This window comes from Psychrobacter sp. H25, from assembly GCF_059076335.1.
The window spans coordinates 955,948-969,554 of the sequence record NZ_JCACRV010000001.1 but is presented as its reverse complement, the minus strand read 5'-3'; the positions used below and the strand labels follow the sequence as shown (position 1 = coordinate 969,554).

The window sequence follows — 13,607 nt, the reverse complement described above, 5'->3', positions numbered from 1 at the left end:
TTCAACGCACAAATACGACCAAAATGCGCAATTCGTGTGAATTTACTAGATCTGTACCTAGTTTTTTAAACCACGGTACCCCAATGGCCCTGCAGTTCTTGCGCCAATCGATAAGCCTCGTGGTCATTCATACCTGTAATAAAATCTAAAATATTCAATATATTGTCATAAATATCGTCTGATAACACGCGGCGATGTTCGTCAAAATGTGGCTGTAGTAAGCTCAGTAGACGCTGCTGCTCAAAAGACATCGATGATAAGCTGTCTACTTTAGAGCCTGTCCAAGCCAATGGCACAAAAGCATCCATCAGGCGATGCAGACATTGGTTGGCCATCAGCTCCATTCTGACTTTGCTTGGGTGATTGAATATCTTTTCACGCGCTAATTGCTTGGCCTGCAAGATACCGTTTTGTACGCTAGTATCACAGTGAGCAAACAAGCTGCCTTGCAGTGTACCAGCCAGCAACGCTGCACTGTTGGCGACAAAAGCATCGGTGACTGTATTAACCAAACGCATCATAGCGCGTGATCGCAATGATGCGAGGCTCTGCCTAACAGACATGTGCGCGGGCAGGCTGACGCTATCAGGACGCTCACCAATCAATTCATAGAATATCGTGGCAACCTCATGATAGGTTAGCATATTGAGATTAATGCCATCTTCTAAATCGATTAGCGCATAGCAGATGTCGTCTGCCGCTTCTAATAGATAAGCTAAAGGATGACGAGCAAACCCATCGTGTTGTGCGGCGCGCGGCAGCTGTAAACACGCTGCCAGCTCCTCTAACTGAGCAGCTTCACTATAAAAGCAGCCAAACTTCTGTATATTGTGGTTTTTATCATTAGTATCATTGCTGTGAGTGGCGAGCCAAGGATACTTCATAAAAGCGCCTAGCGTTGCGCAGGTGAGACGCATACCGCCTTTATCAGGATGATGCTCATTGCGTACTAAGAGCCGAAACCCTTGAGCATTGCCTTCGTAAGCCAGTAAGTCCAATAGCTCATTGCTACTCAGCTGTTGTAATATCGTTTGAGGATCGGACTGTCTAAACCAATCACGAATGGCGTACTCTCCAGCATGGCCAAAAGGTGGGTTACCAATATCATGAGCGAGACAGGCCGCCTGTACTATTACCCCGACATCATATGGTGAGACGCCTGCTGGTAGACCACTGCCCAACTTATCATGGAGTTTTTCTGCTGCCATCATGCCTAAGGAGCGCCCAATAGAGGATACCTCAAGTGAATGGGTGAGGCGAGTATGAATGCCCAGTTGATTGGTCAAAGGATGGACTTGGGTTTTTTGGTTTAACTGACGAAATGAGTGAGAAAATACCAACCTGTCGTAGTCTTTATGGAACTGAGAGCGTGTACTGGTATTTGCGTTAGGCTTTTTGGCAGCGCCAAGACGTTGCGAGTTGAGAAGATGAGACCATTGCGCGGTAGAAGACAGCAAAGAGGGAGAGGTACTTAGCATACTAAAACATCCGAAACCAAGGGAGCCTCTAGCATAGCAAAATAGCGACCTTGGTACAGCTATAGTCCATTCTTTATACAGTGAATAGAGTGTCAGTCTTGCCTAGCTGACTCATAATGGTACTGTCACTCGCCGCCTTTATAACTAATAGATATTGAACGGACCATATTAAGACTTCTGACAGTCAAAAAGTACGTCTTCCTCTTCGATAGCCACGTTACTGTCTAATGTTTTGTTTAGCAATGTCGCACTGTCACCATTTACTTGCCAGATAATACCATGATCGTTATCTAAGCCAATATCACTGGTGTAGATGGCTTTATCCGTATTCACATTGCTATCAGAAGCCGCTGACAAATCGTACTCGATACCATCGATAAGCAGATGTGCTGTCTGCGGCGTAACATCATTATGATAAGAGACACCGATAGTAGCAGCTGGCTCACAGGTGAACGTTATGCTGTTGCTGGCGTGCTCAGAATGGTCGTGACCTGCATGATCATGTCCTTCGTGAGTGTCCATGTCACTATGACTTTCATGATCGTGTTCCATATCATCATGTGCTTCGTGGTCATGCTCTTCATGAGCATGTTCATCGTGTTCTGCATGACTGTCTATGGCTGTCACATCTTCAGATGCTACTGGTTCACTGTCTGTTTTGGGCTGGCAACCTAACAGTGAAACTGTCATAACACTGCTTACTAGAGCAGCGCTTGCGAATTTGGAAAAAGTAAAAGAATTGATCACAATATAATCCTAAAATAACACAAAAAAGATATGTTATATTATAACAATTAAGTAATAAAATAAAGCCGATGCTGGAAAATATCCAGCATCGGCTTGTTAGCGACTAAACAGTGTTAACTATCTAAAGCTACACGTTAAATCTAAAGTGCATGACATCGCCATCTTGCACGATATAAGTTTTGCCTTCTAGACGTGACTTACCAGCAGCGGCAGCGCCTTTCTCACCATTATGTTCGATGAAATCATCATAGGCGATGACTTCGGCACGAATAAAACCACGCTCAAAATCAGTGTGGATCACGCCTGCTGCTTGCGGTGCGGTTGCGCCAATGGCTACTGTCCATGCGCGCACTTCTTTTACGCCAGCTGTGAAGTAGGTCTGCATATCAAGTAAGTCGTAACCACCGCGGATGACTTGGTCAAGACCGGCCTCTTCCATATCCATCTCAGCTAAGAAGTCTTTCTTATCTTCTTCGTCCAGCTGAGCAATTTCAGCTTCGATTTGGTTGCATAGAGCGATCACGATAGAGTCTTCACCAGTTGCATAGTCGCGCACCGCATCGAGGTATGGGTTGTTTTCAAAACCATCTTCAGCAACGTTTGCGATATACATGGTAGGTTTTAGGGTGATTAAACCATAGCTTCTGATCAGTTTTTTCTCATCAGCATCTAGAGTAGCCGCACGTGCCGCTTTACCTTCTGCTAATAATGGCTCAATCTTTTTGAACACATCAAGCATGGCACTGGCGTCTTTGTCACCGCCTTTGGCTTTTTTGGTCAAGTTAAGGATAGCGCGTTCAACGGCTTCTAAGTCGGCTAAAGCCAGCTCAGTATTGATGGTTTCAATATCATCAATCGGGCTGACGCGACCATCAACGTGTACCACGTTGTCATCGTCAAAACAGCGAACGACGTGAGCAATCGCATCAGTCTCACGGATATTGGCTAGGAACTGGTTGCCCATACCTTCACCTTTTGAAGCGCCTGCGACCAGCCCTGCAATATCGACAAACTCCATGGTCGTAGGCATCACGCGCTCAGGATTGACGATATCAGCCAGTTGCTTTAGGCGTGGGTCAGGTACTGGTACGATACCAGTATTGGGATCTTTGGTACAAAATGGAAAGTTTTCAGCGGCAATACCCGCTTTGGTTAATGCATTAAACAAGGTGGATTTACCCACGTTTGGTAGGCCGACGATGCCGCAATTAAAACCCATAACATTCTCTCAATGTATTAATAAAAATAGTTGGTATGTAGTGACTATCAGACTGATTATGGCGTAAGCCTAAAACCTCACCTGTACGAAACAAAGCGCATTTAAAATAGGCATTTAGAACAGCAGTCAGATAGTCAATCAAAATTGGGCACATTGTAGCAAATTTACCTGAATAGGGGTGAGGTTGTTACTTTATATGCTAAGGTTTTTGCCTGCCAATGACAGCTTGCTCGATGGCTAGGTTCGTATACATCGAGCGTCCATAAACGAGTCGGGCAGCTTATATGAGTGGTAAGCATTACTTTTGCGCGGTTATTCAAGACTTTTTAGTATGGTAAGCTATCTGATACAAACAGTACCCTAAAGCACAAGACGATGAAGCACTTGTGTGGTGTTTGACTTAACAGCTAATACTGATTCTGTAGCCTGATATCACAGCGATAAAAAGCTGACCAAAAAACAATCAGTTCGCACCAAAATAAAATGTAAGGCAATATCTGACGATGACAATCTCGATCTTTGATACACAGCGCTATAAATATCCGCAAAACTTCCTTGAGATGAAGCCTAAGCTTGCTCGACTTGAGCAGGCCATAAAAAAGCTAGAGGCAAATTTAATTCATACCAGTGATGTCAAAAATACCAAGCTTCTCGCTCAACGGTTAGATAGTCATTTAGGATTAACGGTTGACTATGCCAGCGAGTTAAATCCCGATCAGCTTATGGCAGCCACTACCACCGAAGGTAAAGTGTTGGTCATTGCGGGCGCAGGCTCTGGCAAAACCAAAACCTTGACCTATCGTACCAGTTACTTGCTCGAAAACGGGGTATCGCCTAAAGAGATATTACTACTGACATTCACTCGTAAAGCCGCGAATGAAATCAAAGATCGCGCTAAGTCTTTGCTGGCAAGTAGGCTAACAAACGAAGAGCTAGCTGAAGATAAGCTACCAACAGATAAGGCATTAAACAGCATCACGAGTGGCACGTTCCATTCGTTTTGCAATATGCTGCTACGCCAGTATTCTGGGCTGCTTGGTATCAATCCACGATTTACTATTTTGGATACCAGTGATAGCGAAGATGCGATTGACTTGGTACATAAAGAAAAAAAATATCCCGCACAAACCAAAACCCAAGCTTTTCCACGTAAAAAAACACTGCAAAATATCATGTCAACGTCTAGAAACAGGCGCATTCATATTCGCGACTTAATAGAAAGCAATTACCCTGATATCGCGGTACACATTCCTATCATCGAGCAGTTAGCAATCGATTTTCATGAGTATAAGCGCGCCAATCATCTGTACGATTTTGACGACATCATCAGTCAAGTGGTGCGTCATCTAAAAACCAACGACACCTTTAGGCAGCGACTCCAAAGCACGTACGGCTATGTCATGGTTGATGAATACCAAGACACCAATATCCCTCAAAAACAGCTGATCGATTTGATATGTGAGCCTGATTCGGTGTCACTAATGGTCGTTGGTGATGACAATCAAAGCATCTACGCCTTTCGCGGGGCGAACTACGAAAACATTTTGCTGTTCGGTGAGACATATCCTGCTGCCAAACTTATCAAGCTTGAACAAAATTATCGCAGCACGCCATCAGTTTTAAACTACATCAATGCATTGTCAGCGCAAATTACCTTGGGCTATCAAAAGCAGTTGTACTCTGACGCACCTGTAGCAGGCGACAAGCCAATATTTCGACGACTCAGCGATGAGACGAAAGAAGCGAGTTATATTACTAATAAAATTATCGCGCTCAAGCCAGAGTTTGACTATAACGATTTTGCTGTGTTGTGCCGTACGTCTTTTCAGTCCAATTATGTACAGTTGGAGTTTATGGCGCGCAATATTCCCTTTATCGTGGTGGGCGGTATCAAATTCATCGAAAGGCGCCATATCAAAGATGTGCTGGCGTTCGTTAAAATACTTTACAACCCGAATGATACGATTGCGTGGCACCGTATATTGACCTTGTTTAAAGGGGTAGGCGCAGTTACCGCAACTCGTCTCACACAAGCCATCACTGCTGACAACAATGCGTTTGAGCCGTTATTGGCAGCGCCGTTTGCCAAGAAAAGTGAACAATTACAACCGCTATACCATACACTTGTCAGCGCCCAGAAAGCGGAATCGGTTGAAATAGCCATTGAGCGTATTCTTGATTTTTATATTCCTGTGTTAAAGCTGATTGAAGACAATTGGCGTGAGCGTACCGAAGACTTTCGGGTGTTAAAGAACTTAGCAACAGAGCATACCAGCCTTGATAGTTTTTTAGAAAATCTTGCGCTCGACCCACCGAATGATTCGGTCGCGGTCATGGGGCGCTCTGACGATGAACAGAGTAATGATAAGGTCACCATTTCAACCATTCATAGTGCTAAGGGGCTTGAGTGGCCAGTTGTGTTCGTCAACTCGTTAGTAGATGGCATCACGCCGCATCATCGCTCGCTAGATGACTTTGAAGCATTGGAAGAAGAGCGTAAACTGTTTTATGTGGCCTGTAGCCGCGCAAAAACTCAGCTGTATCTGACCGCGCCGAACTATTTTTCTAGCTACTCTGGATACTTTGATATGGCCTCACGCTTCATCGCGGAATTATCTGCCGACGAGGTAACAGTAGAAACGGTAAAACCGCCTATCATAGACAATGATGATCCAATGTGGTGGTAACTGTTGATGAGACTGCGTAATTACGTTATTTTTATAAGACAAAGAAGAAGAGTATATTTGTGACATTAAATGAGGTTTATAGCAGAAAACTGTGCTGATTTTTAGCTTATTCTTTTTCATTTTTATGTCTAAATAACCACGCCGTACCTCCGTTATTCCTTTTGAAAATACTCTACCAATAAAGGCATAACCAAAAGTATTTAATAACGAAAATATTTTTCAGATAAGGGTTTCATATTTAGCCCAATGCGTTACTATTAGCACCTAATTCGGTTCGACCCTTATATTTGATACTCTGTATTAACACCCTAAGAAAAGGATAGGTTATGCGCTACGAAGTGATCGTTATCGGTGCAGGTATGGTTGGCACGTCAATCGCGTGGCATCTACAAAAAAATAACTCAAATGTATTACTCTTAGATAAGAAATTGCCAGGTTCAGAGACCTCGTATGGCAATGCAGGATTAATTCAGCGCGAAGCCATTCATACGCATCCTTTTCCGCGTCAGCTGACAGAGATGATCAGGGTGTTGCCGAACCAAGGTACTGATATTCGCTACCGTATACCAGCTATTTTGCGTTATCACCAAGCGCTATTACAGTACTGGAAATACTCTACGCCAGCATCTGTTAAACAAATCGAATCTGAGTGGCAGACGCTGATTGAGCATTGTACCAGTGAGCACCAAACTATGATCAGCGCCTCTGGTGCTGACGAGCTCATTACTCGTGACGGTTGGTTGCAATTGCATCGCTCGGAAGAGACGTTCAAAGAAGCCCAAGTATCAGCCATCGATGCGCGCAACCAAGGTGTTGAGCATAACGTACTGAACCTTGAAGAACTCAAGGCCATGGAGCCTAGTGCCAATTTTGAAGGGTTCGTTGGTGCGATTCATTGGAAAAACTCTTGGCAAGTATCAAACCCAAGCTCGCTTGTAAAAGCCTATGCAAAAAACTTCCAAGACATGCAGGGTACGATCAAAGAGAATGACGTTAAAGAAATCGTCAAAGATGCTGACGGCTGGAAAGTTATCACTGATAAAGATACTTACTACAGTGATAAATTAGTCATTGCAGCAGGTCCATGGTCGAATGATTTGATCAGACCACTGGGATATAACCTACCGTTATTCCCGATGCGTGGCTACCATCAGCATTTCAAAGTAACAGATAAGAACACCATCAATCATAGTATGTTTGATATGGACAAAGGCTTTGTCATGGGTCCAATGCAGCAGGGTATCCGTATCACGACTGGTGCTGAGATGACGACCATGAATGCGCCAAAGAACTTTGGTCAGTTAAAAACCGTATTGAAACTTGCTAAGAAAATCTTGCCATTAGAAGATGCCGTTGAAAGTGAAGCATGGGCTGGATCACGTCCTTGTATGCCAGATATGAAGCCCGTCATCGGACCTGCTGACAAGCATGACAAACTATGGTTTGCGTTTGGTCACAGTCATCAAGGCTTTACCTTAGGGCCAATGACAGGGCGCCTAGTTGAAGAGATGATTCATGACAAGCCGGCATTGGTAGATTTGGCACCATTTAGTGCACAGCGTTTTTCTAATTAAAAGCGCGTCTAGCAAATTTAGCACCATTTTAAATTAATAAATTAAAGGTAGATAACATGATAAAGAAATTACATAGCACCCCACGCATGAGCAGAATCGTCGTCCACAATCAGACCGTTTACTTATGTGGTCAGGTCGGTAATGCAGAAGACGATATCAAAGCGCAAACATTGACATGTCTAGAAAAGATCCAAACGCTATTAGAAGAAGTGGGTAGTGATAAATCAAAACTGCTTTCAGTGACGGTTTGGATCAAAGACATGGCTGATTTTGCAGCTATGAATGAAGTTTATGACGAGTGGTTTGAAGGTATCGAGCCACCAGCGCGCGCTTGCGGCGAATCAGCACTGGCACGTCCTGAGTTATTGGTTGAGATGATTGCCATCGCTGCTGAGTAAAGACTGCTTGCAGCACCTTTAGCCAAGCAGTAAAAAAAGCCATGATAGCAATATCGTGGCTTTTTTATGCTTTATAATAAATTAGTTTAATTATTTATATGACTATTAGCACCCTTTCCATACCGCTCGGCGCTTTTCAATAAAAGCATCAATGCCTTCGCCCACATCGCCCGCCATCATATTACAAGTCATCACGTCACTGGCATAATCATAAGCGTCTTCGAGGGTCATACCCAGCTGCTTATAAAACATATCTTTGCCCGTTCTTACTGCGACTGAGGATTTGGCTGTAATCGCTGATATTAATGATTGTAGCGCTTGATCGAGTTGATCTACTGGTGCGACTCGATTGATCAATCCATATTGTAGGGCGGTATGTGCATCGATAAACTCTCCCGTGATGAGCATCTCAAACGCTTGCTTGCGAGGTAGGTTGCGACTGACGGCAACGGCAGGCGTAGAGCAGAAAAGCCCTACGTTGATGCCAGATGTAGCAAACTTCGCATCATCAGCGGCAACGGCCAAATCACAAGCTGCAACCAGCTGACATCCTGCCGCAGTGGCAATACCTTGTACTTTGGCAATGACGACCTGCAGCATACGGTTGATGGTAAGCATCATCTGGCTGCATTGTTGAAATAGTGCACGGTGGAATGCTTCATCGTCGTGTGCTCGCATCTCTTTTAGATTATGACCCGCACAGAATGCCTTACCTGTCGCTTGAATGACGACAATTCTAATCGTGTCATCTGATGTGATACTGTCTAGCTCTATCTGCATGGTAGACAGCACTTCTACGGATAGGGTATTGAATTGTTTGGGTTGGTTTAAGGTGAGCGTGACCACACCGGTTTCTTTATGGTCTTCTCTAACCACCAAAAGGTCGTTTCTATCTAGAGTGGTGCCTAATTGAGTCATGTATCATCCTTGATAATGGGTTGGTTTAATAATTTTATATATAGCTAACCAAATAGTAGCATGGCTTATATTCTATACAATAGATGACTGACATAGAAAGCCCACAAAAAAATAACGCACTCAGATAATGAGTACGCTATTGGTTTTTCAGTCAGATATAAGCTAAATCTATACTAAGTTAAGTTCATACTAATCTGTATTTATACTGAACCTAGTATGCGCCTTCGCTATAGATAAGCTCGTAGCTGTGGCTATAAATTTCAACGATGTTACCGAACGGGTCTTCCATATAGATCATGCGATACGGTTTTTCGCCAGGGTAGTAGTAGCGCGGTTTTTCCATACGTTTTTTACCACCTGCGGCAACCATACGCTCAGCCAGTTCTTCAACATTTGGATCTTGAACACAGAAATGAAAGATGCCCGTTTTCCAGTATTCAAAGTTATTTTCAGGGTTTTCTTGATTTTTGAATTCAAAAATCTCGACACCGATGCGATCACCAGTAGACAAATGAGCGATACGAAAGCTTCCCCAACCTGCACCAAATACTTCAGTACACATCTCACCAATCGGACTGTCATCTTCGACAATCTCAGTAGGTTCCATGATGGTGTACCAGCCCATCACTTCGGTATAAAATTTTACGGCAGCATCTAGGTCTGGGACTGATAGACCAATGTGCGAAAAGCTTCTTGGATAGACGTTATTCATAGCTCGTGCTCCTGTTTGATATGCGTTTTCTTTAACGTGGAGCCAGTATACAAATACAGATTAATTATGTAAAATTATCAAATATTATATAAATAAGTATGAAACGTAATGATAAACATCGCATGGCTACGTACTTTTTGCACGCTTGCTGAGGTCGGGCACTTTACGCGTACCGCTGAGCGCTTATACATGACGCAGTCGGGCGTGAGTCAGCACATACGTAAGTTAGAGGAGCAGTTGGATACGGATTTGTTGATTCGACAAGGTAAGCAGTTCTCACTGACCAATGCAGGTGAACAGCTTTATAAAGAAGCAGGCGAGATATTGCAGCGTCTATCAAATTTAGAGCAACGTATCGGTGAAGACCCGCCTTATGAAGGGTTGGTACGGCTAATGTCACCGGGTAGTGTGGGACTTAAACTATATCCGCAGCTTTTGACACTACAGCAGCAGTATCCAAAACTAGTGATTGATTACCGTTTTGCTCCAAATTCTGATATAGAGCGGGCACTGGCAAATCACGAGATTGATATTGGCTTTATGACGGATATCTCAGACGATGAAACGGTTAGTTGCAAGCCCATGGCGCAAGAAGCATTGATACTAGTAACCCCTGCGACTACAGTGGAGCCGAGTTGGGAGCAGCTTACCCAGCTCGGATTTATTGATCATCCGGATGGCGCCCATCATGCAGGCATGCTACTGACTGCCAATTATGAGCAATTTCAGCATATTAATGATTTTGAGAAAAAAGGCTTTTCGAATCAGATAGGGTTAATCTTAGAGCCAGTCAGCAGGGGAATGGGCTTTACGGTTTTGCCAGCACATGCCGTGGCTGCCTATCCAAAGCCTGAGCTGATTAACAGTCATTATCTGCCAGTTGCCGTTAGCGAAACGCTATATCTGGCAGTTAGACGACAGCAGGTACTCTCTAATAGAATGCATACGGTCATTGATGAAGTAAAAAAATGGCTATAGACATGTTGAGAATGATAAATGCACAGTTAACAAAGGGTTAATCGAAAGTTCAATAGCTGTGCATTTAGTGGAGGAGGTTAATTGATAGATTGCGACTATGAAGAATTGCGTCTATCTCAAAGTCTGCCCAAGTTTGATACTTGCAGCGATATTAGCAGCAGTAGTTTCAATATTGTTATAAGCAGAGCCCAACACATTATCTATTGTATCGACTTTTTGGATACTCGGCATAACCACATCGAACTGACTGGTCTGAGCAGGTTTTAATCCATCGACGCTGCCGCAGATAGCGATGACAGGTGTGCGGCTGACCTTAGCGGTTTGGCTGATGCCGCCTGCCACTTTACCCATGGCGGTTTGCGCATCGAGCTTACCTTCGCCAGTGATGACGAGATCAGCCTCTGCGATATGCTGTGACAGGTGAGACACTTCGGCAACTGTATCAAAGCCTGACTTTAGCTGAGCTTGGAAGAACGTCATCATCGCATAGCCAAGACCACCAGCAGCGCCAGCACCTTCAACGTGTTGACAGTCTTCATAGCCATGCTGATTGCACATTGTTGCAAAGTGATTCAGTGCCTTGTCCAAGGTATTGACTTGCTCTGGGTTAGCGCCTTTTTGCGGGCCAAATACTGCGCTAGCACCCAGCAGACCGCATAATGGATTGGTCACATCACAAGCGACCTCAAATACAGTATTCAATATCTTGGCATTGAGGTTGGTGCTGTCTATATGATGTAGGCTGGCAAGTGCACCGCCACCATGAGTGAGCAAGCTATCATTGATGTCATGAAATGTCACACCTAATGCCATGAGCATACCAAGACCTGCATCATTGGTTGCGCTACCACCAAGACCGATAATGATGCGCTTGGCCCCTTCTGCTAACGCATCTTCGATCAGCTCACCCACACCATAACTACTCGCAATAATAGGATTACGCTCATCAGCTGTTAGTAGATGCAATCCGCACGCTTGAGCCACTTCGATTACCGCAGTCGCGTCAGGCAACAGTAAGTACTTTGCGGTGATTGGTCTCATCAATGGGTCGTGTACTTTGACTTCTTTCCAGTGACCCCCTAATACATAAGACAACACTGCTGAGGTGCCTTCGCCGCCATCTGCCATCGGCAGTAGCTTGTAATCAGCATCTGGAAACACTTGGTTAAAACCAGACTGAATGGCACGGCAGACATCGAGCGCTTCTAGACTTTCTTTAAACGAGTCAGGGGCAATCAAAATTTTCATACGGCTCTCTTTGAATATCGTAATGACACGATCATTGCGATGGTGTCATGTTTTAAAACGTTTACTTAGTAACAGCCAAATAAACGTCTGTAAAAACAGCTAATCTTAGGATTAGATAAATACTAGCGTCAACAACCAGATAAACACAATGCTAGTCACACCTTGGATACCAGTAGCCATTGAATGAGCTTTGTACGCTTGTGCCACACTCATGCGACTAAACTGGCTCACAATCCAAAAGAAGCTGTCATTGGCATGTGAGATGGTCATGGCACCGGCACCAATTGCCATCACACAGAACACACGTCCAAGTTCACTGTCTAGGCCAATCTGACTCAATAGTGGGGCAACCATAGCAGAAGTCGTAACCAATGCGACTGTGGTTGAGCCTTGTGCGGTTTTTAGGGCAGCAGAAACGATAAATGGCATAAAGATACCTAAGCCCAAAGCAGATAGCGTTGAACCCAAATAATCGCCAATTGGTGTCACTTTTAACATGGCACCAAATGCGCCACCAGCACCAGTGATTAATAGGATAGGGGCAGCAACAACCAAACCTTGTGAGATGCTATCGCTAATTTCTTGCGTTTTTTGGCTTGATTTGATTAAGAAGAATGATAAGAATAAGCCAATTAGTAGTGCCGTAAGTGGGTTACCAATAAATATTAAAATCTCAGCTACCATGCTACTGCCAAATGGTGCACTTGGGAAATTAGCAACCGAAGACAGACAGATCAAGATAATAGGAACAATAATAGGTAAAAACGCCATTGTTGCTGACGGTAGATGGTTATAATCGTCGCGAGTTTTCATGCCTTCGGGCATAGCTGCTGCTGGCGCGTCAGCTTCGTTCATGTTGTCAGGTGTCGCATTGAGAAAGCGGTTAGACCACCACCAGCCAGCTAGTACTGCAACTGCTGTCACGACCACACCGACCATGATGACCAAACCCAAGTTGGACTCTAGTCCTAAATTCCCCGCCGCCGCGATTGGACCTGGAGTAGGTGGTACGAAAGTATGAGTAGCATATAGACCCGTTGCCAAAGCAATACTCATCGCCACACTTGAGACGTTCAAGCGCTCAGCTAGAGATTCTTTTAGAGAGTTCAAGATAATATAGCCTGAGTCACAAAACACAGGTATTGATACCACCGCACCAACGATAGACATGGTCAACGTAGGGAAGCGCGGTCCCAACACTTTGATCACTGACTCTGCCATTACGATAGCAGCGCCTGTCTTTTCAAGGATTAGACCAATAATCGTACCAAATACAATGACCAGACCAATGTATCCTAAAATCCCACCAAACCCATCAGAGATTGTTTTTGCGACAGTATTGAGCGGTACTTGATAAAATAGCGCGACCAAAAAAGCAGATAAAATCAATACTAAAAAAGGATGCCACTTCAGTTTTGCGGTAGCGAAAATAATAAAAAGAATGGTCAGTACAAGCCAAAATACAATCATCACTGTCTCAATATGGTTTAGGACTTTATGGGTTATTAATACGAATACAGTCAATCTTGTATAAATCATATACGGCATCAGAGCTGCTTAGACTATATGTCATAGCGGCAGAAATCTTATTTGCACAGGTTTTTATATGAGTTATCTTAAATCGGCTATAAGCATCAATAACGATACG

At 44.0% G+C, this 13,607-nt stretch carries 11 protein-coding genes; 4 read left to right on the top strand and 7 right to left on the bottom strand.

All coding sequences use genetic code 11. The features are described 5' to 3' along the window. Positions 1-65: 65 nt before the first annotated feature. From AC5JPO_RS03765 to ychF, 3 genes are all read right to left on the bottom strand, one after another. Positions 66-1,478, bottom strand: a complete 1,413-nt coding sequence (locus AC5JPO_RS03765) for a deoxyguanosinetriphosphate triphosphohydrolase (protein WP_493853310.1) — start codon at positions 1,476-1,478, stop codon at positions 66-68. Positions 1,479-1,646: 168 nt separating this feature from the next. After that, positions 1,647-2,168: a hypothetical protein gene (locus tag AC5JPO_RS03760; protein WP_493853309.1), complete on the bottom strand. Its 522-nt coding sequence runs from the start codon at positions 2,166-2,168 to the stop codon at positions 1,647-1,649. Between the two features lie 184 nt (positions 2,169-2,352). Then, positions 2,353-3,444, bottom strand: a complete 1,092-nt coding sequence (ychF, locus tag AC5JPO_RS03755) for a redox-regulated ATPase YchF (RefSeq protein WP_443524295.1) — start codon at positions 3,442-3,444, stop codon at positions 2,353-2,355. 503 nt (positions 3,445-3,947) lie between these two features. On the opposite strand from ychF, the gene AC5JPO_RS03750 reads away from it, so the two are divergent. From AC5JPO_RS03750 to AC5JPO_RS03740, 3 genes are all read left to right on the top strand, one after another. Next, positions 3,948-6,131 (top strand): ATP-dependent helicase, encoded by a 2,184-nt coding sequence (locus AC5JPO_RS03750; protein ID WP_493853308.1) that lies wholly within the window; start codon positions 3,948-3,950, stop codon positions 6,129-6,131. Between the two features lie 326 nt (positions 6,132-6,457). Continuing rightward, on the top strand, positions 6,458-7,705 hold the full coding sequence (locus tag AC5JPO_RS03745) for an NAD(P)/FAD-dependent oxidoreductase (RefSeq protein ID WP_319050199.1): 1,248 nt from the start codon (positions 6,458-6,460) through the stop codon (positions 7,703-7,705). Between the two features lie 59 nt (positions 7,706-7,764). Beyond that, entirely contained in the window at positions 7,765-8,103 is a 339-nt protein-coding gene (locus AC5JPO_RS03740) for a RidA family protein (protein ID WP_319050428.1), read from the top strand. A gap of 105 nt (positions 8,104-8,208) precedes the next feature. On the opposite strand, the gene AC5JPO_RS03735 is transcribed toward AC5JPO_RS03740, so the two are convergent. Continuing rightward, positions 8,209-9,021, bottom strand: coding sequence for an enoyl-CoA hydratase (locus AC5JPO_RS03735; protein WP_493853307.1), 813 nt, complete (start codon positions 9,019-9,021; stop codon positions 8,209-8,211). Positions 9,022-9,232: 211 nt separating this feature from the next. Then, positions 9,233-9,733, bottom strand: coding sequence for a lactoylglutathione lyase family protein (locus AC5JPO_RS03730; protein WP_101205448.1), 501 nt, complete (start codon positions 9,731-9,733; stop codon positions 9,233-9,235). A gap of 108 nt (positions 9,734-9,841) precedes the next feature. Here AC5JPO_RS03730 and AC5JPO_RS03725 point away from each other — a divergent pair, with 108 nt between their 5' ends. Next, entirely contained in the window at positions 9,842-10,711 is an 870-nt protein-coding gene (locus AC5JPO_RS03725) for a LysR family transcriptional regulator (protein ID WP_493853306.1), read from the top strand. A gap of 111 nt (positions 10,712-10,822) precedes the next feature. On the opposite strand, the gene AC5JPO_RS03720 is transcribed toward AC5JPO_RS03725, so the two are convergent. Together AC5JPO_RS03720 and AC5JPO_RS03715 are read right to left on the bottom strand one after the other, a co-directional pair. Next, positions 10,823-11,959 carry a glycerate kinase gene (locus tag AC5JPO_RS03720; protein WP_493853305.1) on the bottom strand — a complete coding sequence of 379 codons (1,137 nt, stop codon included), beginning with the start codon at positions 11,957-11,959 and terminating at the stop codon, positions 10,823-10,825. Between the two features lie 111 nt (positions 11,960-12,070). Beyond that, positions 12,071-13,429, bottom strand: a complete 1,359-nt coding sequence (locus tag AC5JPO_RS03715) for a GntP family permease (RefSeq protein WP_493853304.1) — start codon at positions 13,427-13,429, stop codon at positions 12,071-12,073. Positions 13,430-13,607 lie beyond the last annotated feature (178 nt).

Excerpts from the sequence above, each read along its gene's own strand:
- AC5JPO_RS03725 (WP_493853306.1), top strand. The coding sequence starts at position 9,842 with ATGATAAACATCGCATGGCTACGTACTTTTTGCACGCTTGCTGAGGTC.
- ychF (WP_443524295.1), bottom strand. The coding sequence starts at position 3,444 with ATGGGTTTTAATTGCGGCATCGTCGGCCTACCAAACGTGGGTAAATCC.
- AC5JPO_RS03745 (WP_319050199.1), top strand. The coding sequence starts at position 6,458 with ATGCGCTACGAAGTGATCGTTATCGGTGCAGGTATGGTTGGCACGTCA.
- AC5JPO_RS03730 (WP_101205448.1), bottom strand. The coding sequence starts at position 9,733 with ATGAATAACGTCTATCCAAGAAGCTTTTCGCACATTGGTCTATCAGTC.
- AC5JPO_RS03760 (WP_493853309.1), bottom strand. The coding sequence starts at position 2,168 with ATGACAGTTTCACTGTTAGGTTGCCAGCCCAAAACAGACAGTGAACCA.
- AC5JPO_RS03750 (WP_493853308.1), top strand. The coding sequence starts at position 3,948 with ATGACAATCTCGATCTTTGATACACAGCGCTATAAATATCCGCAAAAC.
- AC5JPO_RS03715 (WP_493853304.1), bottom strand. The coding sequence starts at position 13,429 with ATGATTGTATTTTGGCTTGTACTGACCATTCTTTTTATTATTTTCGCT.
- AC5JPO_RS03735 (WP_493853307.1), bottom strand. The coding sequence starts at position 9,021 with ATGACTCAATTAGGCACCACTCTAGATAGAAACGACCTTTTGGTGGTT.
- AC5JPO_RS03765 (WP_493853310.1), bottom strand. The coding sequence starts at position 1,478 with ATGCTAAGTACCTCTCCCTCTTTGCTGTCTTCTACCGCGCAATGGTCT.
- AC5JPO_RS03720 (WP_493853305.1), bottom strand. The coding sequence starts at position 11,959 with ATGAAAATTTTGATTGCCCCTGACTCGTTTAAAGAAAGTCTAGAAGCG.